The 24,130-nt window shown below is 69.4% G+C and carries 22 protein-coding genes and 1 tRNA gene; 19 read left to right on the top strand and 4 right to left on the bottom strand.

The features are described 5' to 3' along the window. The first annotated feature begins 79 nt into the window (after positions 1-79). From hppD to AC07NC_RS07455, 8 genes are all read left to right on the top strand, one after another. Positions 80-1,192, top strand: coding sequence for a 4-hydroxyphenylpyruvate dioxygenase (gene hppD, locus AC07NC_RS07490; protein ID WP_494569193.1), 1,113 nt, complete (start codon positions 80-82; stop codon positions 1,190-1,192). A gap of 6 nt (positions 1,193-1,198) precedes the next feature. Beyond that, positions 1,199-1,378 (top strand): hypothetical protein, encoded by a 180-nt coding sequence (locus tag AC07NC_RS07485; protein ID WP_231492561.1) that lies wholly within the window; start codon positions 1,199-1,201, stop codon positions 1,376-1,378. A 158-nt stretch (positions 1,379-1,536) separates the two neighbouring features. Continuing rightward, positions 1,537-2,598 carry an isoaspartyl peptidase/L-asparaginase family protein gene (locus AC07NC_RS07480; RefSeq protein WP_494569115.1) on the top strand — a complete coding sequence of 354 codons (1,062 nt, stop codon included), beginning with the start codon at positions 1,537-1,539 and terminating at the stop codon, positions 2,596-2,598. A gap of 212 nt (positions 2,599-2,810) precedes the next feature. Continuing rightward, on the top strand, positions 2,811-3,077 hold the full coding sequence (locus AC07NC_RS07475) for a hypothetical protein (protein WP_292098921.1): 267 nt from the start codon (positions 2,811-2,813) through the stop codon (positions 3,075-3,077). Positions 3,078-3,138: 61 nt separating this feature from the next. Continuing rightward, positions 3,139-3,858, top strand: a complete 720-nt coding sequence (locus AC07NC_RS07470) for a hypothetical protein (protein ID WP_494569114.1) — start codon at positions 3,139-3,141, stop codon at positions 3,856-3,858. 46 nt (positions 3,859-3,904) lie between these two features. Continuing rightward, a complete protein-coding gene (locus AC07NC_RS07465) occupies positions 3,905-4,924 on the top strand; it encodes a fumarylacetoacetate hydrolase family protein (RefSeq protein WP_426026398.1) in 1,020 nt (339 codons plus the stop codon). A gap of 49 nt (positions 4,925-4,973) precedes the next feature. Continuing rightward, entirely contained in the window at positions 4,974-5,510 is a 537-nt protein-coding gene (locus AC07NC_RS07460) for a CcdC protein domain-containing protein (RefSeq protein WP_494569113.1), read from the top strand. Between the two features lie 148 nt (positions 5,511-5,658). Beyond that, positions 5,659-5,743: transfer RNA gene (locus tag AC07NC_RS07455), tRNA-Leu, on the top strand. Between the two features lie 202 nt (positions 5,744-5,945). Here the strand turns inward: AC07NC_RS07455 and AC07NC_RS07450 are convergent. Next, positions 5,946-6,797 carry an alpha/beta hydrolase gene (locus AC07NC_RS07450; RefSeq protein ID WP_494569112.1) on the bottom strand — a complete coding sequence of 284 codons (852 nt, stop codon included), beginning with the start codon at positions 6,795-6,797 and terminating at the stop codon, positions 5,946-5,948. A 63-nt stretch (positions 6,798-6,860) separates the two neighbouring features. Then, positions 6,861-8,897 (bottom strand): AsmA family protein, encoded by a 2,037-nt coding sequence (locus AC07NC_RS07445; protein WP_494569192.1) that lies wholly within the window; start codon positions 8,895-8,897, stop codon positions 6,861-6,863. 198 nt (positions 8,898-9,095) lie between these two features. Here AC07NC_RS07445 and AC07NC_RS07440 point away from each other — a divergent pair, with 198 nt between their 5' ends. Next, positions 9,096-9,410, top strand: a complete 315-nt coding sequence (locus AC07NC_RS07440) for a hypothetical protein (RefSeq protein WP_008264222.1) — start codon at positions 9,096-9,098, stop codon at positions 9,408-9,410. Positions 9,411-9,468: 58 nt separating this feature from the next. Here AC07NC_RS07440 and AC07NC_RS07435 read toward each other — a convergent pair whose 3' ends face one another. Beyond that, positions 9,469-11,592, bottom strand: a complete 2,124-nt coding sequence (locus AC07NC_RS07435) for a S9 family peptidase (RefSeq protein WP_494569111.1) — start codon at positions 11,590-11,592, stop codon at positions 9,469-9,471. Positions 11,593-11,703: 111 nt separating this feature from the next. Here AC07NC_RS07435 and AC07NC_RS07430 point away from each other — a divergent pair, with 111 nt between their 5' ends. From AC07NC_RS07430 to AC07NC_RS07385, 10 genes are all read left to right on the top strand, one after another. Further along, entirely contained in the window at positions 11,704-11,949 is a 246-nt protein-coding gene (locus tag AC07NC_RS07430; protein ID WP_008262555.1) for a type II toxin-antitoxin system Phd/YefM family antitoxin, read from the top strand. Continuing rightward, positions 11,946-12,332, top strand: a complete 387-nt coding sequence (locus AC07NC_RS07425) for a type II toxin-antitoxin system VapC family toxin (RefSeq protein WP_494569110.1) — start codon at positions 11,946-11,948, stop codon at positions 12,330-12,332. The genes AC07NC_RS07430 and AC07NC_RS07425 overlap by 4 nt, the downstream gene beginning before the upstream one ends. Positions 12,333-12,372: 40 nt before the next feature. Then, positions 12,373-13,227 carry a GNAT family N-acetyltransferase gene (locus AC07NC_RS07420; RefSeq protein WP_494569109.1) on the top strand — a complete coding sequence of 285 codons (855 nt, stop codon included), beginning with the start codon at positions 12,373-12,375 and terminating at the stop codon, positions 13,225-13,227. After that, a complete protein-coding gene (gene tsaE, locus AC07NC_RS07415; protein ID WP_494569108.1) occupies positions 13,224-13,682 on the top strand; it encodes a tRNA (adenosine(37)-N6)-threonylcarbamoyltransferase complex ATPase subunit type 1 TsaE in 459 nt (152 codons plus the stop codon). The genes AC07NC_RS07420 and tsaE overlap by 4 nt, the downstream gene beginning before the upstream one ends. Continuing rightward, positions 13,669-14,766, top strand: a complete 1,098-nt coding sequence (amgK, locus tag AC07NC_RS07410) for an N-acetylmuramate/N-acetylglucosamine kinase AmgK (RefSeq protein WP_494569107.1) — start codon at positions 13,669-13,671, stop codon at positions 14,764-14,766. The genes tsaE and amgK overlap by 14 nt, the downstream gene beginning before the upstream one ends. Beyond that, positions 14,763-15,479, top strand: coding sequence for an N-acetylmuramate alpha-1-phosphate uridylyltransferase MurU (gene murU, locus AC07NC_RS07405; protein WP_494569106.1), 717 nt, complete (start codon positions 14,763-14,765; stop codon positions 15,477-15,479). Before amgK ends, murU begins: the two co-directional genes overlap by 4 nt. Continuing rightward, positions 15,476-18,541 carry a double-strand break repair protein AddB gene (gene addB, locus AC07NC_RS07400; RefSeq protein WP_494569105.1) on the top strand — a complete coding sequence of 1,022 codons (3,066 nt, stop codon included), beginning with the start codon at positions 15,476-15,478 and terminating at the stop codon, positions 18,539-18,541. The genes murU and addB overlap by 4 nt, the downstream gene beginning before the upstream one ends. Further along, on the top strand, positions 18,538-21,957 hold the full coding sequence (gene addA, locus AC07NC_RS07395) for a double-strand break repair helicase AddA (RefSeq protein ID WP_494569104.1): 3,420 nt from the start codon (positions 18,538-18,540) through the stop codon (positions 21,955-21,957). Before addB ends, addA begins: the two co-directional genes overlap by 4 nt. A gap of 116 nt (positions 21,958-22,073) precedes the next feature. Beyond that, positions 22,074-22,409, top strand: a complete 336-nt coding sequence (gene trxA / locus AC07NC_RS07390; protein WP_008259544.1) for a thioredoxin — start codon at positions 22,074-22,076, stop codon at positions 22,407-22,409. 73 nt (positions 22,410-22,482) lie between these two features. Then, a complete protein-coding gene (locus tag AC07NC_RS07385; protein ID WP_008258864.1) occupies positions 22,483-22,668 on the top strand; it encodes a hypothetical protein in 186 nt (61 codons plus the stop codon). 174 nt (positions 22,669-22,842) lie between these two features. On the opposite strand, the gene AC07NC_RS07380 is transcribed toward AC07NC_RS07385, so the two are convergent. Continuing rightward, positions 22,843-24,129 carry a bifunctional folylpolyglutamate synthase/dihydrofolate synthase gene (locus AC07NC_RS07380; RefSeq protein WP_494569103.1) on the bottom strand — a complete coding sequence of 429 codons (1,287 nt, stop codon included), beginning with the start codon at positions 24,127-24,129 and terminating at the stop codon, positions 22,843-22,845. Position 24,130 lies beyond the last annotated feature (1 nt).

Below are 24,130 nucleotides of genomic sequence, written 5' to 3'. Positions count from 1 at the left end.
ACTAGGTTCCGCGCCAATCGGCGGCCCCTTTCGGTTAAGCCCGCCACAGAAGCTACGCGGGAGACGCGCCATGAACGACATGACCCCCACCTCTGATCAGGCCCCTGCCCAGACGACGGCGGAACAGATCAACCTGGAAAACCCCCTCGGCGTCGATGGATTCGAATTCGTCGAATTCACCGGCCCGGAACCGAAGGCGATGATTTCGCGCCTTGAACTGATGGGCTTCACCCAGACCCACGTGAACCCGAAGACCGACGTGGTGCGCCTGAAACAGGGCGACATCTCCTTCCTGGTCCACCGCACGCCGACCGGTCAGGCCCAGGCCTTCGCCGCCGACCACGGCCCTTCTGCCAACGGCATGGCCTTCCGCACCAGCGACGCCAAGGCCGCCTATGAGGGCGCGCTGGAACGCGGCGCCGTGGCCGCGACGGATGCGAACGGCGGGGCGCTGGGCGACTATCCCTATATCCTCCAAGGCATCGGCGGATCGCTGCTGTACGTCATCGACCAGTATGGCGACGCCGGCTCGCTGTACGACGCCTGGGACGAGATCGAGGGCTGGGAGGAGGCCGAGCGCAAGAATTCGATGGGCCTCGAGATCCTGGACCACCTGACCCACAATGTCCGCCGCGGCCAGATGCGCACCTGGTCCGGCTTCTACGGCTCGGTCTTCAACTTCGAAGAGCAGAAGTATTTCGACATCAAGGGCAAGGCGACCGGCCTGTTCTCCCAAGCCATGATCGCGCCCGATCGCGCCATCCGCATTCCCCTGAACGAGAGCCAGGACGACAATTCCCAGATCGAGGAATTCCTGCGCCGCTACAATGGCGAGGGCATCCAGCACATCGCCCTGACCACCGAGAACATCTTCGAGACGGTCGAGGCCATGCGTGCGCGCGGCGTCGACTTCCAGGACACCATCGAGACCTATTTCGAACTGATCGACAAACGCCTGCCCAACCATGGCGAGGACGTGGAGCGGATGCGCAAAAACCGCATCCTGATCGACGGGTCGGACGAGGAGGGCCTGCTGCTGCAGATCTTCACCCAGGACACCTTCGGTCCGATCTTCTTCGAGATCATCCAGCGCAAGGGCAACGAGGGTTTCGGCAACGGCAATTTCCAGGCCCTGTTCGACTCCATCGAACTGGACCAGATCCGTCGCGGCGTCATCAAGGTCGACGCCTGAATGCGGATGCGGCCGCCGACCTGGCTGCCCTGGCTCGGCCCGGCCCTCGCGGCCGGCGCCGGCGCCCTGGCGGGGGAGTTCTGGCTGGGCGGCGGGTTCTGGACGGTCCTGCTCGCCGCCCTGATCTGCGGCTTCGCTCCCATCGTCGCCTATCGGGTGTGGAAGCGGCTGCACCATCGGGAGTGATGGGCCGCGTCTGCCCCCCACTCCCGTCGCTCTCAGGCCCGTCCCCGCACAATTTCATCTACCTCGTGCTTGAAAACGCACCGCTTTTCAGATTGTCGCACCCATCGACCTGACATCGCCGGGGGTCGGGCTACAATCCACCGATGGAGGGACCGACCATGATGCGATCTGGACGAATTGCACTAATTACACTCTGTTTTTCCATCGTCGCCGGCCTTGCCCACGCCCAGGAGCCGGCTGCTCCCCGCTGGTCCCTGGCCATCCACGGCGGGGCGGGGGTGATCGAGCGGGCCGGCCTGACGCCGGAACAGGACGCCGCCTATCGCGCCGCCCTGCAACGGGCGCTGGACGCCGGATCGGCGGTCCTGTCACAGGGCGGCTCGGCGCTGGACGCCGTCCAGGCCGCCGTTCAGGTCATGGAGGACGATCCCCTGTTCAACGCCGGGCGGGGCGCCGTCTTCACCGCGGCCGGCCGCAACGAGCTGGACGCCGCCGTCATGAACGGGGCGGACCTGACCGCCGGCGCCGTGGCCGGGCTGACCACCACCCGCCACCCGGTCGCCGCCGCCCGCGCCGTGATGGAACAGTCGCCGCACGTCATGCTGATCGGTCCCGGCGCCGACGCCTTCGCCGCCCAGGCCGGTCTGGAACAGGTCGATCCGGCCTTCTTCTTCACCGAACGCCGCTGGCAGGGCCTGATCAAGGCCCTGACCGAGGCCGGCCTGCCCCTGCCCGCCCGTCCCGCCGACGCGCCCGCGCCCGGAGCCCAAGCGGCCGTCGCTCCGCCTCTGAACGAACGCAAGTTCGGCACCGTCGGCGCCGTCGCCCTGGACAGCCAGGGCCGTCTCGCCGCCGCCACCTCGACCGGCGGCATGACCGCCAAACGCTGGGGCCGGGTCGGCGACGTGCCGATCATCGGCGCCGGCACCTACGCCTCCAACGCCGACGGCTGCGCGGTCTCCGCCACCGGCTCGGGCGAGTATTTCATCCGCTCGACCGTGGCGCGCGACATCTGTCGCCGCACCGCCGACGGCGCGACCGTCCAGGCGGCGGCCGAGGCCGAGATCGCCGACGTCGGCTCCATAGGCGGCGACGGAGGGGTCATCGTCATGGGTCTGACCGGAACCCCGGCCTTCGCCATGAACACCTCGGGCATGTATCGGGGGGCGGTGTCTTCGACGGCCGCCGCGCGCGTCGCGATCTACGCCGACGAAGACTGACCTCCTCTTTCGTCATCCTCCGACAAGCCGCGCAGCGGCGCAGATCGGGGGACCCAGCGGCGCGCGCGAGCGCGAACCTGTCGGGGACTCGCCCCTTAGCGTTCTTGCGGCGGATGGATTTCGCCTCCGGCGCCGCTGGGTCCCCCGGTTCCGCTTCGCGGCCCGGAGGATGACGAAAGCAAAAAGCCGTTCCCTCCTGTAAGACTGACCCCATGACCCCGACCGACGACGAACTGACCAAGATGGCCGAAGAAGAGCTGGACGCCGCCTGCGCCATGCCCTTTGTCGAGCTGAAGAAAATCACCCCCTGGGGCGACACCTTCGAGGGGTTCGCCCCCTCCGGCCGCACGGTCGAGGTCGAGCGTCGCTATCTGTGGGCGGTCGAGCCCGAGGGCGGCGTCATCGTCGAGGTCGAGGTGCGCGATCCCGCCGCCCGCGCCGGCGCCGAGGCCAAGGCCCTGCTCACCGAACATCGTTAAGCTTTCACTTGGCCCAGCTTCGCGGCTGCGGCATCATGGGTCGGCGAGTGGGGGGATGACAATGTTGCCGACACAAACCGACTTTCCCGCTGAGGCTGTAACCACGCCCATGGCCTGGGACAGCTCGACCACCTTCATCCTTTGTATTCTGAGCGCCGTGGCGGCGGCCGTCATCGCGAACTGGCTGGGCGTAAACGGAGAGCGCCGGCGACAGGACGTCGTCCTGGTCACGATCATCAAGCGTAAGTACGAGATCATTCTGCAGGCGTCAGAACGCGCCATTCGCGCGGTCGGCGACGGAGAGCCGGCGGCGCGAGAGCTTGTGGCGACCGTCCGGCGCGAACTGAAATCTGTCCTGGCCATCGGCGCGGATCTTCCGCTGAAGAAGCTGGACGATGCGCTGGAAGGCAAGGCAGCCGACAAGCCCAAACCAAAGTCGCCGGAACCGAGCCCGCCCCCGGTGCGACCGGTCCCGATCAGCTACAAGCTGGAAGAGGCGAAGGTTCTCACGTCCGGCCTCTGCGGAACGGGAGTCGAGGACGGCTATGTCGTGACGGAGGCCGCGCCGCCCCCACCGCCCGCGCCCCCGCCCTGCCCGTCTCCCCAGGAGCTTGTGGCGGCCCATCGCATCCAGATCCGACAAGCGGTCGAGGCGTTCCACATTTACTGGAGCGATCGCGCCAGCCGGATTTCAGAACTCTCGGCCCTCCAGCGCGCCTTCGCGACGACCCTGCCGCCCAAGGTGGAAAAGGACGACGCCCCGCCCCTCCCCCGTCACTGACCGCCCCTCTGTTCCCCCCGGCGCGAAATCGGTCTAGGCCTTGGGCATGAAACTCGCCTCGCTCAAGCACGGCCGCGACGGCCGCCTCGTGGTCGTCTCGCAGGACCTGCACTGGTTCACCGACGCCTTCCTTATCGCCCCCACCCTCCAGGCCGCGCTGGACGACTGGGACCGCTGCGGCCCCCGGCTCCACGCCCTGGCCGAGAGCCTCGAGCACGAGGCCGTGCCGCGCGGCCGCTTCCACGAACGCGACGCCGCCTCCCCCCTGCCCCGCGCCTATCAGTGGGCTGACGGCTCGGCCTATGTGAATCACGTCGAGCTGGTGCGCCGCGCCCGGGGCGCCGAGATGCCCGCTAGCTTCTGGACCGATCCCCTGATGTACCAGGGCGGCTCCGACGGCTTCCTGGCGCCGCGCGACCCCATCCCGCTCGCCGACCCCGCCTGGGGCTGCGACCTGGAGGCCGAGATCGTGGTGGTCGTCGGCGATGTGCCCCAGGGCGCGACGCGGGACGAAGCCCTGGCCGCCATCCGCCTGGTCGGCCTGGTCAATGACGTGTCGCTTCGCAACCTGATCCCGGCCGAACTGGCCAAGGGGTTCGGCTTCGTCCAGTCCAAGCCCGCCAGCGCCCTCTCGCCCGTCTTCGTGACGCCGGATGCGCTGGGCGACCGCTTCAGGGACGGCAAGCTGCACGGCGAACTGACCGTCCAGCTGAACGGCCAGCCCTTCGGCCGCGCCGACGCGGGCGTGGACATGACCTTCGACTTCGGGACCCTGATCGCCCATCTGGCCAAGACCCGGTCCCTGTCGGCCGGGACGATCATCGGTTCAGGCACGGTCTCCAACCGCGACGCCGACGGCGGCCCCGGCAAGCCGGTCGCCGAGGGCGGCCTGGGCTATTCCTGCATCGCCGAGGTCCGCACGGTCGAGACGATCCTGCGCGGCGCCGCCGAGACCCCCTTCCTGGCCCATGGCGATACGGTCCGGATCGAGATGATGGACGACCAGCATCGTTCGATCTTCGGGGCCATCGAGCAGACGGTGGAGCCGCTTCCGCGCGACGCCTGACCACGCCGGATTGACCGATGTCGGCCTCGGGGGAGGCCTGGAGGACGACATGCCGCCCGAGAAACTCATACCGCTGCTGGTCTTCCCGGCCGTGTTGGTCCTGGTGCTGCTGAAGAACCGGCGCAAGCGGCCGTTGAAGCCCCAGTTCCTGTGGATCATGCCCGCCATCGTCGTGCCCCTGATCGGGCTCGGCGTCTGGGGCTCGACCTATAGTCCTCGCGCCGTACACGCGCCGTTCGGCCCCGGCGCCTGGGCCGTGCTGGCCATCGGCGCCGTCCTGGGCGGCCTGGCCGGCTGGTATCGCGGCAAGACCGTCACCATAGAGAAGGAGCCGGACGGTTCGCTGATGGCCCAGGCTTCGCCGCTGGGCTTGATCCTGCTGGTCGTGCTGTTCGCGGGCCGCGCCGGCCTGCGCGACCTGATCGAAACCCACGCCGCCGACTGGCGCCTGAACGCCATGGCCGTCACCGACGCCTTCCTGGTCTTCGCCATGGGACTGATCGTCCTGCAGCGGGTCGAGATGTACATCCGCGCCCGACGGGTGCTGGCCGGCGGGACCGACAGCCATGTGGAGGTGGCGGCCTGATCGGGCCCCATCATTGCAACGATCCCGAAATCCGCCTGCGGCGCTCAGGCTGCGCCCCACGCAGGACGGCCGTCCGCGTAAACTTCATGATGCGGTGAAGACCCTCTGGACCCGGCTCATGCCCTTGTGGCATGAGACCGGCTCCGCTGCGGGCGTGGTGGAATTGGTAGACGCGCTGGACTCAAAATCCAGTTCCGAAAGGAGTGCCGGTTCGACCCCGGCCGCCCGCACCACCCTTCCTGTCGGTGTGTCTTCCCGCCGCCATATGGCGCGGAAACGAAGACGGCCCGCCCCGGAGCCAGCAGGTTCGGCACGCGTGGGCGCCGGAGCCAGACAGGTTCGGAACGGGCCGTGAATGATCGGTACGAATACTAAAATCCGACCAGCCGACATATTGGCATTAAGTCGCATTCTTGAAAAGTCCCCGCTCGGCGATCAGCCCAGTTCGCGGTGGAAGAAGCCGGTCACATCGGCCAGAATCGTCGCCTTCTTGCGGAACAGAGGCGAGAAGGTCGCGATCAGGTCGGCGTGGTCCAGACCAGGATAGAGCTTCGCCTCGGACCGACCGCCGACCGCTTTCATTCTCTGGTCCAAAATGGTCGTGTCCTCGGCGTGAACCACGACGTCGGCCGTGCCGTGACCCAGCCAGATCGGCGGTGCGTCGGCGCGAACGAAGGTGACGGGCTGGGTCAGGGTCGGATCGGGCGCGCGGCCGAAGGCGTTGCGGGACGCCCCCACGTCGAACGGCAGGAAATCATAGGGGCCCGCCAGACCGGCCGCCGCCCTGATCAGTCCAGGGCGGTCGACCGCCTGCATATAGCGACGGTCCAGACTGATCATCAGGGCCAGATGGGCGCCGGCCGAATGGCCCAACACCCCCAGCCGTTCCGGATCGCCGCCATAGGCTGCGGCGACATCCGCCGCCCTGGCCGTGGCGACGGCGGCGTCTTCGATGAAGGCGGGAAAGACCACCTGGGGCACGACGCGGTAATCGGGCAGGGCCACGACGAACCCCTGGGCGGCCAGGGCCTGGGCCGCCCAGCCATAGAGGTCGCGCGACCCTGAATCCCAGCCGCCGCCATAGAAGAAGACCAGGACCGGATAGGTCCCCGGCGCGGTCGGGCCGTACAGGTCCAGCCTCTGGCGGGGATCGTCGCCATAGGCGATGTCGCGCGCCACGCGTCGCACGCCCCCGTCCCTCGGCCCCAGACTGTTGAGCAGGCCCAGGGGTGAACAGGCGGCGGCCATCAGGCCCGCAATGGGCGCCAACAGGCCCCGCCGGGTCATGCGATACAGTCCATGGCTTCCAATACGTCGTCGCCCCTCGTTCGGCCCAGACCCTTTGCAGATTTATCGCGCCCCGGCGATCAGCCGGCCGCAGTTCGCATCCTCGGCTAGGCCCGGATCGACGAAGGCGAACAGGGCCGTGACCGGCGCCACCACCGCGCTCAGAAGACCGGCGACCCCGCCCTGGCCGACCAGGGCGCGGACATCGACGCCGACCTGGGGGGCGGTCAAGGCCCCCTTGACCGTGATGGGCGCCCAGACCCGCAGCAGGCGCGGCTTCTTGGACTCGCCATCCACACGCAGGTCCAGGGTTTCGGCCCCCAGGTCGATCGTGCCTGTGCCCTGGGCCAGAACCACATCCGTATCGATGACCAGGGTCTTGACCGTCGCCGCGCCGCCCCGCACGTCGAAATCGGCGACGGCGCACCGGATCTGGGCCGTGGACTGGTCTCCGCGCAACAGTTTCAGCAGGCCGGCGCTGGCGTTGATGCCCAACAGTTCGGCAAAGGCCGACCGCATCTGACCGTCGGGCACCACCAGGCTGAGCGAGCCCTTGGACGCCGCTGCGAAATCATGGATCGAGGCGCCGGGTCCTTCCAGCCGCGCCCGGCCCAGAGCGCGCCCGGTCAGGGGCGCAGTTCCGTCGCGCGCGGGAATGATGGATTCCAGCGGATAGCCGGCCAGACGGAAATCGACGACGCTGTAGGGGATGTCGCGCGTCGCATTGATCCGGGCCGTGCCGTTCAGTTCGCCCCGATTGAAGTTGAAACTGACGGGATCGAGATCAAGGACGCCGTCCTTCAGTTCCGCGCCCAGGTTCACCGCCCGCACATCCAGGTCATTGGCCTTCACCGCGACCGCCCGATAGCTCAGGCTTCCGTCCATCGCCCGCAGGCGCTCGGTCTGCAGCGGCGCGTCGGGCAGCAGCTTGCCGCCGACGGCCACGGGCGCCTCGGTATTGGATCCCGCCGCATTCGTCACGGTGCGGGCGCCCAGGACGGCGGCCAGGTCGTCGATGTCGAGGCGGCGCGACGTCAGTTCCGCATCGACCCGCAACCGTTTCGCCGCATCGACCCGCACATCGCCGGACAGGTCCGAGGCCCCGACCCGGCCGTCGAAATCACTGAAGGTCCAGATATTCTCGTTCCGCTTCAACGCGCCCTTCAGTCGATAGGGCGGGGTGTTGGGCAGGGCGACCCCCGTCAGCAGATACAGGTCCGACAGGTCGCGCCCCTGCAAGCTCAGGGTGGCGTCGAACCGGCCCAGGTCGAACGGCCGGGTCACGGCGCCCTTGGCGGTCAGGCTGGAACCCGCGCCGCTGACGCTCGCCTCGAAGTCATAGGGTCGGTCTCGCCGGATATTGATGAAAGGACCGCCCCGAACGCGGAGCGTCAGCGGCGAGCCATTGACCTCGCCCTCGCCGTCCAGCACGAAACCGGCGTCGTCGCCCTGCCCCTCGCGCGCATCGACCGTCGCCTCCAGTTTCAGACCGCGTCGCCGCTCGTCGAAGACCAGGCGGCCGTCGGTGATGACCAGTTGCTGGATGACCGGCAGTTTCATCCCCTCGCCCGTGTCGGGCTTTTCGGGGTTCAGGTCCCAGCTGTTGCGGCCGTCCTTGTCGGTGATCAGCACTAGCTGGGGGCGGGTGAAGCTGAGCAACGGCATTTCGATCTGGCCGGCGAACAGTTTGCGCAGCCGCACCGAGGCGCGGATTTCGTCCACATCGGCCGTATCGCGATCCCGCGCCCACTCCGGCCCGCCGATCTTGAGACCCCGCACCACCGCCGAAGGCGTCCAGCTGAACAGATGGACGTCCAGGTCGCCCTGAAGCGCAATGTCGCGATCATACGCCGCCGAGGCCCAGCGTCCGATGGGTCCGCGCACCATGTTCCAGTCGAACAGGATCAGAGCCAGAACCACCAGACCGATCAGAAAAAGGCCGACGCCCCCTGCCCAGGCCTCGGCGCGACCGGGCCGTCGGACGGCGGCGTACACCGGGTCATTCCGCCGCACCCAATCGTGAAAGCTTCGCGCGCGAACCACAGCCGGATCTATGCCCCTGCGACGCAGGCCCGACCACAACTCGTTCCACTTCAGCATCTTGGCCAAACAATCGGCTCCGTGAGCCAGACAGAACGCGCAAGTCGCGGTTTGGAGCCGCCCGGTCCCCTCCGACCTCTCCTGGCCTAAAATTTCGTCAGTTATGCGCTTAGTTGTCGCAAAAACTTTACAACGCGAAAATTCGGCGCATATTTCATCAGAGCCCTGATCTTAATTCAGGCCACAGGAGGATGCCCGATGACCCGCTCAATGACCCGATTTGCATCGCCCGCGCTGGTTCTCGCCGCCATTGCGGCGACCGCGACCCCCAGCCTGGCCGAGACGTCCAAGCCGCAGCGCGCCGAATCCCAACAGATCGTCATGATCTGCGCGACCGATGCGGCCACCCGTCGCGCCTACCAGCGCGAGTTCGGCGTTCAGCCGGTCTTCGTCAGCGCGCGCGAAACCTTGAACGCCCGCTCGAACGGCGAAACCTGGTCCACGCCGCGCTGCATGACGGCGCGCGAATACGCCCGTCTGAATCAACTGGCCGAGACCCGCGCAGGTCTCTAACGAAAAAGGGCGCGGCCTTGCGGCTGCGCCCCTCTTTCGTGTCTGCGACGCCCCGGCCCTATTGGGCGGGGGTCAGATACTTGTTCAGCCAGCCGAACACCTCATTGTGCCATTGCAGACTGTTGGCCGGCTTCAGCACCCAGTGGTTCTCGTTCGGGAAGACGATCAGGCGGCTGTCGATCCCCCGACGCTGCAGCGCCGTATAGGTGGACAGGCCCTGGGCCGTCGGAATGCGGAAGTCGTGGTCGCCCTGCACTACCAGCATCGGCGTCTTCCAGTTTTCGACGTGGTTGGCCGGGTTGAACTTCTGATAGCCCTCGGGCTTGTCCCACGGCGTGCCGCCGTATTCCCACTCGGTGAACCACAGCTCCTCGGTCGAATAGCCCATGGCGAAGGTGTCGAAGACGCCGTCGTGGTTGACCAGGCACTTGAATTCATTGGACCAGTTGCCGGCGATCCAGTTGATCATATAGCCGCCGTAGGAGGCGCCGAGGGCACAGGCGTTGTCGCCGTCCAGGAAGGCGTACTTCTGCCGAGCGGCCGCCCAGCCCTTCTGCAGGTCTTCCAAAGGCCGGTCGCCCCAGTGCTGGCTGATGGCGTCGGTGAAGGCCTGGCCGTAACCGGTCGAGCCGTGGAAATCGATCATCACCACCGCATAGCCGGCGCCGGCGTAGGTTTCCGGATTCCAGCGATAGGACCAGCCGTCGCCGAACGAACCCTGGGGTCCGCCGTGGATCAGGAAGGCGACGGGGTACTTCTTCCCTTCCTCATAGCCGACCGGCTTGATGACGTAGCCGTGGACCGTCTCGTTGTTCCAGCCGGGGAAGCTGAACTGCTCGTATTCGCCGAAGGCCTTGGCGTCGAAGGCCGGGTTGGCCTGGGTCAGGCGGCGGGGCATTTCACGACCCAGATAGGTCTTGAAATACAGATCGCTGGGTGACTTCAGACTGTCCTGGGCGAAGACGAAGCCCGACGGCGTCTGCTGGAAGGCCGAGACGTGGCCGGGGCCGGTGACCGGGGTGACGACGCCGTTGCGCGTGTCCACGGCGAACAGCCTGGTCGAACCCACGTCGCCGGCGGTCGTGTACAGGGTCTGGCCGTCGCGCGACCATTGCAGGGTGTCCGCCGAACGGTCCCAGTTCGACGCGATCTCGCGCTTCTGACCGCTCTGAACATCCATCAGCACGATCTGATAGCGATCAGCCTCGAAGCCCGGACGCGCCATGGCGCGATAGGCCAGGGTGCGGCCGTCCGGCGAAAACACCGGACCGGCGTCCCAGGCCGGATTGTCCTGGGTCAGGTTGGTGAAGGTCCCGTCGCCGGTCAGGCCGTTGGTCTTCCACAGGTCGAAATTGGTGCTCCAAGGCTCGGTCTTGCCGGCCAGGCGCGCCGAGAAGACGATGGAGTCGCCCGCAGGGGTGAAGACGAAATCGCTCTCGTCGCCGAACGGCTTGGACGGGGTGTCCCCGTCAAAACCCTTGGTCACCCAGGCCGGAGTTCCGGTCGCCTGACCGTTGCGGCCGATCGACTGGACGAACAGATGGTTCTGGGTGTGGTCGTTCCACGTATCCCAGTGGCGGACGAACATCCGGTCATAGACCTGGCCGGTTGTTTTCCGCTCGGCCACGGCCTTGCCCATCTCGACCGAGGCGTCCAGATCGGCCGCGTCCGGATAGACGGCCAGGGACACAGCCACCTTGTCGCCCGAGGGGCTGATGCGATAGGCGTTCACGTCCAGCGGCAGATTGGTCACCTGCACCGGCGTCGCCGTGGGCGAGGCCACGCGCCAGACCTGGCTGGCGCCCGACTTGCCCGACAGGAAGTACAGATTGCCGTCCCCGCCCCAGCGGGCGGTGTTGGCGCCCTGGTCCGAGATGGCCAGTCGGCGCGGCGCCACGTCCGGCGTGTTCAGGTCCAGCATCCACAGGCTGCCGGCGCGGCGGTTGGCCTCTACATCCGTCGTCGTCACCGAATAGACGACGTAGCGCCCGTCCGGCGACACCTGCGGATCTCCCAGCCGGTTGGCCGTGATCATATCCTTATAGGTGAAGGCGTCGGGCGTCGCGGGCGCAGCCGGAACCGGCGCGGGCGGAACCTGGGCCAGGGCCGGAGCGGCGCTCATCAGGGCGCCCGACAAGGCAATTCCCGCGCAGGCGGCGGACAAGAGAGAACGGTGGCGCATGGGGCATTCCTCGCAAAACTTGCAGCGGCGAGGCGTAGCACCACCGTTCGCCAGGCGAAAGTTGCTGACAGCTCAGAAGTTAGCTAAGTTGCTTGGACCAAGGAGCGCGACATGACCACTGTCACCGTCCACCACGCCAAGACCCATCTCTCCAAACTGATCGCCGCCGCCGAACGCGGCGAAGAGGTCGTCATTGCGCGCGGCGACAAGCCCGCAGTACGGATTGTGCCCTTCGAGCCGGCGACCAAGCCCGAGCGCAAGCCGGGTCGGCTGAAGGGCCTCGTCGCCATGGATGATCGTTTCTTCGACCCCCTGCCGGAAGACGAACTGCGTCTGTGGGAGGGCCGAGGCGAATGAGACTGCTGCTCGACACCCACGCCCTCATCTGGTGGATGTCGGGGGAAGCGGGGCTAAGTCGGGCCGCCGAGGCCGCCATACGCGACGGCGACGTCCATGTCTTCGTCAGCGCTGTATCAGCCTATGAGATCGCCCTGAAACACGGCATGGGCAGTTTGCCCAAGGCTGGGCTGCTGGCCGAGCGGTTCGAGGCCGAGGTCGATCTCGAAGGTTTTGACATCCTGCCGATCACCGCCCGCGAGGCGTCCCACGCCGGCCGGCTGGACCATACGCACCGCGACCCGTTCGACCGGCTGCTGATCGCCCAGGGCCTGATCAACAACCTGACGCTCGTCTCCAATGAACAGGTGTTCGACAGCTTCGGCGTGGCGCGCCTCTGGTAGGCTTGCTCCCTTTCGCCGAACCGGCGACAAGCGGTCGTCCATGAATTCCGCCGCCCTTCCCGTACGCCGTTCGCCCCATATCGTCGATGTCCTCATCGCCGAGCGCGCCCCGCGTCTGACCGCCTCTCCCTTCTGGCCGGTCGTGCGGCCGGCCCTGTATTCCGTGCTGAACTACAGAGCGGCCGTGCATATGGCCGACGCCATCCAGAACCTGTCAGGCGCCGAGACCCTGGACCATGTCTCGGACCTGCTGAGCCTGAAGGTGTCCACCGCCCATCTGGATCGGCTGCCCGCGACGGGTCGGTGCGTCGTGGTCGCCAATCATCCCACCGGCATCGCAGACGGGGTCGCGGTCTATGACGCCGTCCGCCAGCGCCGCCCCGACGCCATCTTCTTCGCCAACGCCGACGCCCTGCGCGTCTCGCCGCGACTGGCCGAGACAGTCATCCCGGTCGAATGGGTCCACGACAAGCGCACCCGCGAAAAGACTCGCGCCACGCTGAACGCCGCCAAGGAGGCCTTCGAGGCCGAACGCTGCGTCGTCATGTTCCCCGCCGGCCGCCTGGCCCGCGAGAAGAACGGCGTCCTGACCGACCCCGAATGGGCGCCGACCGCCGCCTCCCTAGCGCGCAAATACGGCGCTCCGGTCATTCCCATGCACGTGACCGGCCCCTACAATCGGCTGTTCCACCTGTTCGACAAGGTCTCGCAGGAACTGCGCGACGTGACCCTGTTCCACGAACTGCTGAACAAGGCGGGCAAGCCGTTCGACATCGTGGTGGGCCGGCCGATCCCGCCCGAACGGCTGGACGGGGACGCCGTCAAGGCCACAGTGGCCCTGAAACAGTTCACCGAACGGACCCTGGCCGCCGATCCCGACGCGGTGTTCCCATGAAGATCGAACTCCCCGACGCCGAGGCCACCACCTGTCTGGGCCACGCCATCGCCCCCCTGCTGGCGCCGGGCGACAGCCTGCTGCTGTACGGCCCGCTGGGCATGGGCAAGTCGACCCTGGCGCGCGGCCTGATCCGCGCCCTGACCACGCCGGACGAGGACGTGCCCAGCCCGACCTTCACCCTGGTTCAGTTCTATGAATCCGACCCGCCCGTCGCCCATTTCGACCTCTATCGCCTGACCCGACCGGAAGAAGCGTTCGAGATCGGCCTGGACGACGCCCTGGACGAGGGCTGCGCAATCATCGAATGGCCCGAGCGTCTGGGCGAGGCGCCCGAGCGGTTCCTGGGGCCGGACCGGCTGGTCATCGAAATTTCCGAACACGGCGACGGCCGTGTTGCGACCGTTTCCGGCGCAGGCCGGTGGGAAGACCTGATCGACCATGTCCGTTTCTGACCGCGAACAGCTTCGCCTCGACTTCCTGGCCTCCGCCGGCCTGGCCCAGGCCGCCCGCGCCCCCTTGCCCGGCGACGCCTCGACGCGGCGCTACGAACGGCTGACCCCGGCCGACGGCCCCAGTCTGATGCTGATGGACCAGGCCCCGGCGGCCGAAAGCCCCCCCGCCGACCCGGCCTGGACGCCGCAGCAGCGTCAGGCCGCCGGCTGGAACGCCGTCGCCCGTCTGTCGGCCGGACGGATCGAGGCCTTCGCCGCCGTCGCCGCCCATCTGAAGGCGCTGGGCCTGTCCGCTCCCGAAATCCCGGCCCTCGACGCGCCCAACGGCCTGGCGGTGCTGGAGGATTTCGGCGACGCCCTGTTCGCCCGCGTGATCGAGGACGGCGCCGACGAGACGCCGCTGTATCTGGCCGCCATCGAAGCCCTGGCGACCCTGCACGACGCCGGAAACCCGCCGCAAACCCTGCACGGCCCCGGCGGCGACTGGCCCCTGCTGACCTATGACGAGACGGCGCTTCAGGGCGGGGCGGATCTGTTCGTCGACTGGCTGCCCCGGCTGGACGACCGCGTCGCCTTCGACGCCGCCGCCGTGACGGCGTGGCGCGAGGCCTGGGCGCCCCTGGTCGCCTCGGGCGCAGGCGGCGCCTCGGTCATGGCCCACCGCGACTATCACGCCGAGAATCTGATCTGGCTGCCCGAGCGGGAAGGCGCCGCCCGCGTCGGCATGATCGACTTCCAGGACGCGGTGCGCGCCCACCCGTCCTGGGATCTGCACTCCCTGCTTCAGGACGCTCGCCGCGACGTGTCGCCGGCGCTGGAGGCCGAGGCTCTGGACCGCTATTTCGCCCTGCGGCCCAACGTGGACCGCGCCGCCTTCATGGCCGACTACTCAGGCCTGGCCACCCTGAACGAGGCGCGGATCATCGGCATCTTCGCCCGGCTGATCGCCCGCGACGGCAAGCCCCGCTATCGTCAGTTCCTGCCGCGCATGTGGCGGCATCTGAACGCCAATCTGGAACAGCCGGCCCTGGCGCCCGTCGCCCGCTGGTTTGACCGCCACGTCCCAGCCGAGGTGCGCGCATGACCGCTCCCAAGACCGCAATGGTGCTGGCCGCCGGCCTGGGCACCCGGATGCGCCCCCTCACCGACGACCGGCCCAAGGCCCTGGTCGAGGTCGGCGACCGCGCCCTGATCGACCATGTGCTGGATCGGCTGGCGGACGCCGGGGTCGAGACAGCAGTGGTCAATGTCCACTGGTTCGCCGACCGCCTGGAAGCCCATCTGGCCGCACGCGGACGCGGCCCACGGATCGTCATCTCCGACGAGCGGGCCGAGTTGTTGGAGACCGGCGGCGGCTTGAAGAAGGCTCATCCCCTGCTGGGCGACGATCCGATCTTCGTCGCCAATATCGACAGCGTATGGATCGACCGTGGCGACGCCCTGTCAGACCTGATCCGTCTGTGGAACCCGGAGACCATGGACGCCGCCCTGCTGCTGGCCCGCCGCGAGGGCTCCATCGGCTTCGAGGGCGACGGCGATTTCTTCCTGGCCGACGACGGCAGGCTGACCTTCCGTGGCGACGCCCCCTCCGCCCCCTTCGCCTATATGGGCGTCCACATCACCCGCCCCGGATATGCCGACCACGGCCCCGACGGCGCCTTCTCCCTCAGCCCTCTGTGGCGAAAATCCGCCACCGAGGGTCGCCTCTACGGCTGCGTCCTGGACGGCGACTGGATGCACGTCGGCGATCCCCAGGCGCGGGATCAGGCCGAGGCGAAACTGGCGGGAGCCGCGTGAGCGCGTTCGATCCTTTCACGGCCTCCAGCCCCCGCTGGTACGCCGTCCCCGCGCACCGGCCCTTCCTCGAGGACCTGGCCGCCGGCGTCCTGGCCTGGTTGGGCGATCTGCCGCCCGAGAGCCTGTCGGACGCCACCATCCTGCTGCCCAACCGGCGCGCCGCCCGCGCCTTCACCGGCGCCCTGTCGAAACTGTCCCAGGGCCGCCCCATCCTGCTGCCCCAGGTCCGGCCGCTGGGCGATCTGGAGGAGGACGAGCCGCCCTTCACGCCCGGCGCCCTCGGCCTCGACCTGCCGCCCGCCATCCCCGCCCTGACCCGCCGGTTCGAGATGGCGCGGATGATCGTCGAACAGTTCGACAATAGCCTGACGCCGATGCGCGCCCTGGATCTGGCGGATGCGCTCGGCGGCTTCCTCGATTCCTGCCAGCTGGAGGAAGTCCAAAACCCCGAACGGATCGCCACACTGGTGGACGGCGAAATGGCCGAGCACTGGGAACGGTCCGCCGAGTTCCTGGGGCTGGCGGTCGAGGCCTGGCCGAAGCGCCTCGCCGAACTGGGCCTGGTCGATCCCGCCTGGCGCCGCGCGACCCTGCTGCGCCGCCTCGCCGAACTGTGGGACCACACGCCTCCGGCGCAAGCTGTCATCGCCGCCGGTTCGACCGGCACCGTCCCCGCAGCCGCCGACGTCCTGGGCGCCGTAGCCCGCGCGCCCCTGGGCTGTGTCGTCCTGCCCGGCCTCGATCTCGATCTGGATGCGGCGGTCTGGGACCAGTTGGACGAGCAGCATCCGCAAAGCGCGATGAAGCGACTGCTGGACCGGGTCGAGGTCGCCCGCGCCGATGTTCGCCCCTGGTTCGCCCCGTCCCAGCTCCCCGCGCACCTCGCCCGTGGCCAGGCCCGCCAGCGCCTGGTCAACGAGGCCCTGCGCCCCGCCGAGGCCACCGACGACTGGCGCCGCGCCATCCGCGACCTCCGCTCGACCGCCGCCGCGCGCGGCGAGGCCCGCGACCCCATCGCCGAGGGTCTGCAAGGCCTGTCTCTGCTGACCGTCCGCGCCGAGGAAGAGGCCGCCGCCGCCATCGCCCTGATGATGCGCGAGACGCTGGAAATCCCCGGCAAGACCTGCGCCCTGGTCACGCCGGATCAGGCCCTGGGCCGCCGCGTCGCCGCGCGGCTGGAACGCTGGGGCGTCATCCCCGATTCCTCGGCCGGCGCCCCCCTGTCCCGCCTGCCTGCCGGCGCTCTGGTCGATCTGTGCGCCCGCTGGATCGCCGATCCGGTCCAGCCCCATCTGCTGCTAGCCGTCGTCAAACATCCGTTGGCCCGGTTCGACCTGGGCGGCTCCCCTCAAGCCGCCGCCGTCGCCGCGCTGGAGGAGCACGCCCTGCGCGGCCCCCGCCCCCGCGACTTCGCCGCACTGCGCCGCCGCCTGCTCGAGGCGGTCAAACCGGATCGACGCGGCAAGGCCCCGCCCGAATGGAAGCGCGAGCGCCTGTCGGCCGCCACCCGCCTGATCGACCATCTGCAAACCGCCGTCGAGGCCGCGACCGCCCTCTTCACGCCCGACGCCGATCTGAACACGGCCGCCTCGGCCCTGACCCGGTTGATCGAGGCCCTGGCTGGTCAGGACGCCTGGGCCGGCCCCGACGGCGAGGCCGCCGCCGCCCTTCTGTCCGGCCTGATCGAGGGCGGGGCCTCCCTGGGCCGCATCCGCTGCGCCGAACTGGCGGAACTGGTCGCGTCCCTAGTGCAGGAGACCGTGGTCCGCACCGGCGGCGCCACCCATCCTTCGCTGCGGATTCTCGGGGCCATCGAGGCGCGGCTGGTGCGCGCCGACCGGATGATCCTGGCCGGGCTGGAGGAAGGCGTCTGGCCCCAGGCCGCGCCCACCGACCCCTTCCTGTCGCGCCCGATGCGCAAGGCCCTGGGCCTGCCACCGCCCGAACGCCGCCTGGGTCAGACGGCCCAGGACTTCGTCCAGGCCGCCTGCGCCGACGAGGTGATCCTGGTCCACAGCGAACGGCGCGGCGGCCAGCCAGCCGTGCGGTCCCGCTGGCTGTGGCGGCTGGAGATGCTGACCCGCGGCGCCCATTCCGCCGAAACCCCGGTCGAACTGCCCCGGCCCCGCACCGTCCTGGACTGGGCCCGCGCCCTGGACGCGCCCCCGCCCGGCCCGCCGCGCTTCGCCAAACGGCCCGAGCCGCGCCCCCCGGTGCATCGCCGCCCGCGCAGCCTCTATGTCACCCGCATCGAACGCTGGGTCCGCGACCCCTACGCCATCTACGCCCTGTGGGTGCTGGGGCTGGAGGCGATGGAGCGTCCCGGCGCTTCTGCCGAAGCGCTCGCCCGTGGCAACGCCGTCCACGCCGCCATCGAACGGCTGACCCTGGACTGGCCCGACAACCTGCCCGACGACTGCGAAGCCATACTGCACGACCATCTGCTGCGCGAACTGGGCGCGCGCGGGTTCGAGGATGCGGCCATGGCGCGCGAGGCGCCCCTGGCCCGCAACTGCGCCCGCTGGCTGACCGATTTCGAGCGCCGCCGCCGCGCGCGGGGTATCGACATCCTGGTCGAGCAGCAGGGGACCATGACCTTCGACGCCCCCGCCGGCCCCTTCACCGTCAAGGCCTTCGCCGACCGGATCGAGCTGGCCTCGGACGGGGCCGCGGTGATGGACTTCAAGACCGGCGCAGCCCCCAGCGCCAAACAGGTCAAGTCCGGCTTCGCCCCGCAACTGACCCTGACCGCCGCCATCCTGGCCGACGGCGGGTTCGAACGCACCAACGGCCCGGTCACGCCCGACGAACTGACCTATGTCCGCGTCGTCGGCCGCAAGACGGCGGGCGAGGTCATCACCCGCGCCTCGGGCGCCGAGGCCGCCGACCTGGCCCAGGCGGCGCTGGACGGGCTGAAGCGCCGCATCGCCCGATTCGACGACGAGAACACGCCTTACGTCTCCTGGGCCGCGCCCCAGTTCATGGGCAACCAGGGCGGCAACTACGACCATCTGGCCCGCGTCTGGGAGTGGTCGGTGATCGGCGACGGGGACGAAGAATGAGCGTGTCCCCCCAGATCGTCGCGGCCGACCCGCGCCTGACCGTCTTCGTCACCGCCAACGCCGGCTCGGGCAAGACCACCACCCTGGTCAACCGGGTGGCGCGGCTGCTGCTGGACCAGGTCGATCCCGGCGCCATCCTGTGCGTCACCTACACCAAGGCCGCCGCCGCCGAGATGCAGGCCCGGCTGTTCGACCAGCTGGGCGGCTGGGCCGTGCTGGACGACGAGACACTGTCCGAAAAGGTCGCGGAACTGGACGGGCGCGATCCGAAGACCCTCGACGGCCAGGCCCTGTCCCGCGCCCGCAAACTGTTCGCCCGCTCGCTGGAGACGCCGGGCGGGCTGAAGATCCAGACCATCCACGCCTTCTGCGAAAAACTGCTGCGTCGTTTTCCGCTGGAAGCCGGGGTCTCGCCCCGCTTCACGGTTCTGGAAGACCAGGCCGCGACCGCCCTCAGCCATTCCGCGCGCGAGGATCTGGCCCGCGCCGCCGTCGCCGCCCCCGACGGTCCCATCGGCCTGGCCTACAGCCATTTCGCCGTCGAACTGGACTGGCAGAGGTTCCAGGCCCTGCTGTCGATGATCGAGGCCAAGCGCGCCGATCTGCTGGACTATATCGACCGGGCCGAGGCCGGGACCGCGCCTGACCCCTACGCCCTGACCGGCGCCGAACCGGGCCGCAGCCCCGAAGAGCTCGAACACGACTTCGTCGCCTGGATCGACCCCGCCGAATGGAACCGCATGGCCGAGGCCATGGAGACCGGCTCGACCAACGACCGCAAGATCGCCGACGCCATGAGCGTCGCCGCCCCGCCCCACGCCGGTTTCGCCGCCCTGGCCGGAGTCTTCTGCACCCAGGCGGGCGAGCCGCGAAAGAGCATGGGCACCAAGTCGGCGCCACAAGGCGCGGTCGGCTGGCTGCTGGACCTCCAGACCAAATTCCTCGCCACACGCGAAGCCCTGCGCAAGGCGCGGATCGCCGACGACACGATCAAGGTCCTGACCCTGGCCCGCGCCCACGCCGCCTTCTACGAGGCCGCCAAGGCCCAACGCGGCGCCCTCGACTTCCCCGACCTGGTCGCCCGCGCCGCCGCCCTGCTGACCCGCAGCGGGGCCGCCGCCTGGGTGCTGTACAAGCTGGACGGCGGGGTCGATCACGTCCTGATCGACGAGGCCCAGGACACCGCCCCCGAACAATGGGCCATCGTCCGCGCCCTGACCGGAGAGTTCTACTCAGGTCAGACCTCGGGCCGCACCGTCTTCGCCGTCGGCGACGAGAAACAGTCGATCTACTCCTTCCAGGGCGCCCGCCCAGAACGTCTGCGCCAGGAACGGGCCGACTTCCTGACCCTGGCCGAGGGCGCCGGCGAGCCCTTCGCCGGGCCGGAGCTGAACACCTCCTACCGTTCGACCGAAGAGGTGCTGGCCTTCGTCGACGCCGTCTTCGCCGATCCCGACCGCACCCGCGCCCTGACCGGCCCCCAGGGCGACATCGCCCGCCACATCCCCGCCCGGATCGGCCAGCACGGCGCCATCGACCTGTGGCCCCTGTTCCTCGACGAACCCGCGCCCGAGACCGACGCCTGGGACGATCCGGTCGATCAGGAAAGCGTCGGCAGCGCCCGCAAACGCCTGGCCCGCGACCTGGCGCGCGAGATCCGCCGCCAGGTCGAAAGCGGCCTCGCCGTCTTCGACAGCCGCACCCGCGAGCTGCGCCCCGCTGGATACGGCGACTATATCGCCCTAGTCCGCCGCCGCGACGCCACCTTCGAGGAGATCATTCGCGCGCTGAAGACCGAAGGCGTGCCCGTCGCCGGGGCCGACCGGCTGAAGCTGTCCAGCCATATCGTCTTCGACGACCTGATCGCCCTGGCCCGATTTGCTCTCTTCCCCGACGACGACCTGTCCCTGGCCGAGGTGCTGCGCAGCCCCCTGTGCGACGTGGACGAGGACGGCCTCTACGCCCTGGCCGGCCGCGAGAACCGCAAGGCCGGCCAGCTGTGGCGCGACCTGCGCGACCGGGCGCACGAACGCCCCGAATGGGCCCGCGCCCGCGACGCGCTCCAGGCCGCCGTCGATGCACGCGGCGGCGATCCCTTCGCCTTCTTCTCCATGGCCCTGAACCGGGTGGACGACACGGGCCGCTCCGGCCGCGCCCGCATCCTGGCCCGCCTGGGCCGTGAGGCGGAAGAAGCCGTGGACGAAACCCTGAACCAGGTCCTGGCGGCCGAGAACCGCGGCGCGATCGACCTCGAGACCTGCCTGGCCCAGCTGGAGGCCGCCGACGTCGAGGTGAAACGCGAACTGGAGGGGGCGCGCGGCGAGGTCCGCGTCATGACCGTCCACGGCGCCAAGGGGCTGGAGGCGCCCATCGTCATCCTGCCCGACACCACGATGAAGGCGAAGGCGCAGGGGCCGTCCCTGATGCCGGCCGTCACGCCCGAGGGCGAAGGCGAAGCCTGGCTGATGGCGCCCGGTTCGGCCAAGGACGACTGCCCCGCCTCGGCCGACGCCCGCGCGGCGCGCCAGGCCCGCACCGACGACGAGACCCTGCGTCTGCTCTATGTCGCCCTGACCCGCGCCCGCGACCGAGTCATCGTCATGGGCCGCGCCTCCAGCCGGGGCGCCGAGCCCGGCAGCTGGTGGTCGGTGATCGAAGAGACCTTCGACCGGCTGGGGGATCAGGTGCGCGAGGTCGAGAACGGCGTCCGCCGCTTCGGCGTCGATCCTGAACGCCGCCCTGCCACGACCGCCCCAGACCGCACGACCGCCGCCCTTCCCGCCTGGGCCGCCACGCCGCCCCCCGCCGACGCCGCCGCCCGTTTCGCCGCGCCGTCGCGGATGGAGGGGTCGATCCGCATCCCCGCCCCCTCGCCCCTGGCGCGCAGCGCGGCCGGCGGCGCATCGCTGGGCCGGTTCCGGCGCGGCGACCTGATCCACCGGCTGCTGGAGCGCCTGCCCGAGATCGCGCCCGCCGACCGCCCCGACGCCGCCCGACGCCTTCTGGCGCGCGAGACCGATCTGGATGAGGCCCAGCGCGCCGAAATGATCGCCGCCGCCTTCTCGGTGCTGGACGACGCCCGTTTCGCCCCCGTCTTCGGCCCCGGCTCGCGCGCCGAGGTCGCCTTGACCGGCGCCCTGCCGGGCCCGTCGAGCGTGGCGATCAACGGCCGCATCGACCGGCTGGTGGTCACGCCCGACCGGGTGCTGGTCATCGACTACAAGACCAACCGCCCCGCCCCCGACGCCCTGGACCGGGTCGATCCCGCCTATGTGCTTCAGGCCGCCGTCTATGTCGCCGTCCTGAAACGCCTCTACCCCGACCGCCCGGTCGAAGCCGCCCTGGTCTGGACCGATGGCCCTAAACTGATGCCGATCCCGCAGGCCATGCTGGACGCGGCGTTGGCGAACAGTTGAATTGCCCGCGATTCGCTCCCACATCTGCCTCCGAACCCGGACGCTCCGGCCAACATCAACATGCGCTCAAGCAGCGAGGCCCGCGGGCCGAGCGATAGCGCCCCAAGGAGCCATTCATGGCGACTGTAAAAGTCACGGACGAAAGCTTTGACGCCGACGTTCTGAAATCCTCCACCCCCGTCCTGGTCGACTTCTGGGCCGAATGGTGCGGCCCCTGCAAACAGATCGGCCCGGCTCTGGAACAGATCGCCGACGAACTGGGCGGTCAGGTCACCGTGGCCAAGATCAATATCGACGACAGTCCCATGACCCCGTCCAAACTGGGCGTGAAGGGCATCCCCACCCTGATGCTGTTCAAGGACGGCCAGATGACCTCGATGAAGGTCGGCGCCATGCCCAAGGGCAAGATCGTCGAATGGCTGGCCGAGGCCGGCGTCAAGGCCGACGCCTGATCGTCTCGCTCCATTGAAGATCAAGCGCCCGCCGGTTCCGACCGGCGGGCGTTTTTCATGCTAGGAGAGTCTCATGAGCGACGAAGACACACCGATCCCGGCTGACGACATCCCCGGCGAAACCCCCGTCCAGCGCGCCCTGCGCCTGAAGAAGGCGGCGCTCGACGCCCGTCCCCAGGCCCCACGCGGCGGCCGGTTCCAGCGCGAACAGAACGCCCGCATCGCCGCCGGCAAGTCCCGCCCCTGGATGAGCAAGTAAGGCCAACACACCAGACTCTCCCTCCCCCTGCGGGGGAGGGGGGCGGAAGCGTAGCCGGAGCCGGGTGGGAACGGCAGGGCGACACATCTCAAGTCAGATCAGTGCGCTTTTGCCTTGCCGCCCCCACCCCGTCGCTGCGCGACGCCCCTCCCCCGCAGGGGGAGGGAGACGACGTCACTCCGGCCAGGTCTCTCGGCTCGCCCCCAGCACCTCGCCCGCCAGATACAGCGACCCGCAGATCGCCACCCGCCCCGCGCCGAACCGCAGCGCCAGATCCACCGCCTCGCCGACCGATCCCGCCGGCGTCGCCGCCAGCCCGTGCCCGCGCGCCACGGCCGCCAGGGCCGCCGGCTCGGCCGCCGCCCCGTCGAAGTCGACCGTGAAAACCGTTGCGCCCGTGTCCTTCAAGGCGGCGAAAAAACCACCCGCGTCCTTGTTCGCCAGCATGCCGCAGATCAGGGCCAGCGGACGCGGCGCCCGCGTCTGACGCTCGGCCAGAAACGCCGCCAGCGCCCGCCCGGCGTGGGGATTATGCCCCCCGTCCAGCCACAGTTCGGCGTCGGCCGCCTTGGCCGCCTCGCCATACGGGCCGGCCGAAATCCTCTGCAGCCGCGCGGGCCAGCGCACGGCCTTCAGCCCCTGCGCGATCGCCGCCTCGGGCAGGTCCAGCTCCAGGGCCGCCGCCACGGCCACGCCCGCATTGTCGATCTGGTGCGCGCCCGCCAGGCCCGGCGCCGGCAGGTCCAGGAACCGTTCCTGGTTCTGGAACACCATCCCGCCCCGCTCGGCCCAGGCGTCGAAATCCACGCCCATGACCGTCAGCGGCGCATGGACCGCCTGGGCGGCGCGTTCGATGGCGGCCATGGCCGCCTCCTGCTGGCGTGCGATCACGCCCGGCGCCCCCGCCTTCAGCACCCCGGCCTTCTCCGCCGCAATCCCGGCCAGGTCCGTGCCCAGGAACTCCGCATGGTCGTAGTCGACCGGGGCGATCACGCTCAGCAGCGGCCGTTCGATCACATTGGTGGCGTCCAGCACCCCGCCCAGCCCGACCTCGACGATGGCCAGGTCGGCCGGCGTCTCGGCCATGGCCAGGAAGGCGGCGGCTGTGGTGCTCTCGAACACCGTCGCCTCGCTGCCCGTCTCGGCCATCGCGGCCTCGATCCGGTCCAGCACGGCGTTCAGCGCCTCGTCCTCAATCAGCCGACCGGCCAGCCGGATCCGCTCGTTGAACCGCACCAGATGGGGCGAGGTGTAGGCGTGCACCCTCAGCCCCGCCGCCTCGGCGATGGCCCGGATCATCGCGACCGTGGAGCCCTTGCCGTTCGTCCCCGCCACATGGACCACCGGCGGCAGTCTATGCTGTGGATCGCCCAGCGCCGCGCACAGGGCCTTCATCCGATCCAGCGACAGATCGATCCTCTGCGGATGTCGCGCGCGCAGCCGCTCGGAAATCGGGTCCATC

The organism is Brevundimonas sp. GW821-FHT10A07 (assembly GCF_059415785.1).
Note: the sequence above shows the minus strand (reverse complement) of the source record. Positions and strands in the feature narration are given on the sequence as shown.

Excerpts from the sequence above, each read along its gene's own strand:
- addA (WP_494569104.1), top strand. The coding sequence starts at position 18,538 with ATGAGCGTGTCCCCCCAGATCGTCGCGGCCGACCCGCGCCTGACCGTC.
- AC07NC_RS07460 (WP_494569113.1), top strand. The coding sequence starts at position 4,974 with ATGCCGCCCGAGAAACTCATACCGCTGCTGGTCTTCCCGGCCGTGTTG.
- AC07NC_RS07380 (WP_494569103.1), bottom strand. The coding sequence starts at position 24,129 with ATGGACCCGATTTCCGAGCGGCTGCGCGCGCGACATCCGCAGAGGATC.
- AC07NC_RS07465 (WP_426026398.1), top strand. The coding sequence starts at position 3,905 with ATGAAACTCGCCTCGCTCAAGCACGGCCGCGACGGCCGCCTCGTGGTC.
- hppD (WP_494569193.1), top strand. The coding sequence starts at position 80 with ATGACCCCCACCTCTGATCAGGCCCCTGCCCAGACGACGGCGGAACAG.
- AC07NC_RS07445 (WP_494569192.1), bottom strand. The coding sequence starts at position 8,897 with ATGCTGAAGTGGAACGAGTTGTGGTCGGGCCTGCGTCGCAGGGGCATA.
- trxA (WP_008259544.1), top strand. The coding sequence starts at position 22,074 with ATGGCGACTGTAAAAGTCACGGACGAAAGCTTTGACGCCGACGTTCTG.
- amgK (WP_494569107.1), top strand. The coding sequence starts at position 13,669 with ATGTCCGTTTCTGACCGCGAACAGCTTCGCCTCGACTTCCTGGCCTCC.
- AC07NC_RS07430 (WP_008262555.1), top strand. The coding sequence starts at position 11,704 with ATGACCACTGTCACCGTCCACCACGCCAAGACCCATCTCTCCAAACTG.
- AC07NC_RS07425 (WP_494569110.1), top strand. The coding sequence starts at position 11,946 with ATGAGACTGCTGCTCGACACCCACGCCCTCATCTGGTGGATGTCGGGG.
- murU (WP_494569106.1), top strand. The coding sequence starts at position 14,763 with ATGACCGCTCCCAAGACCGCAATGGTGCTGGCCGCCGGCCTGGGCACC.
- AC07NC_RS07440 (WP_008264222.1), top strand. The coding sequence starts at position 9,096 with ATGACCCGCTCAATGACCCGATTTGCATCGCCCGCGCTGGTTCTCGCC.
- AC07NC_RS07475 (WP_292098921.1), top strand. The coding sequence starts at position 2,811 with ATGACCCCGACCGACGACGAACTGACCAAGATGGCCGAAGAAGAGCTG.
- AC07NC_RS07450 (WP_494569112.1), bottom strand. The coding sequence starts at position 6,797 with ATGACCCGGCGGGGCCTGTTGGCGCCCATTGCGGGCCTGATGGCCGCC.
- AC07NC_RS07420 (WP_494569109.1), top strand. The coding sequence starts at position 12,373 with ATGAATTCCGCCGCCCTTCCCGTACGCCGTTCGCCCCATATCGTCGAT.
- AC07NC_RS07470 (WP_494569114.1), top strand. The coding sequence starts at position 3,139 with ATGTTGCCGACACAAACCGACTTTCCCGCTGAGGCTGTAACCACGCCC.
- AC07NC_RS07435 (WP_494569111.1), bottom strand. The coding sequence starts at position 11,592 with ATGCGCCACCGTTCTCTCTTGTCCGCCGCCTGCGCGGGAATTGCCTTG.
- AC07NC_RS07485 (WP_231492561.1), top strand. The coding sequence starts at position 1,199 with ATGCGGCCGCCGACCTGGCTGCCCTGGCTCGGCCCGGCCCTCGCGGCC.
- tsaE (WP_494569108.1), top strand. The coding sequence starts at position 13,224 with ATGAAGATCGAACTCCCCGACGCCGAGGCCACCACCTGTCTGGGCCAC.
- AC07NC_RS07480 (WP_494569115.1), top strand. The coding sequence starts at position 1,537 with ATGATGCGATCTGGACGAATTGCACTAATTACACTCTGTTTTTCCATC.
- AC07NC_RS07385 (WP_008258864.1), top strand. The coding sequence starts at position 22,483 with ATGAGCGACGAAGACACACCGATCCCGGCTGACGACATCCCCGGCGAA.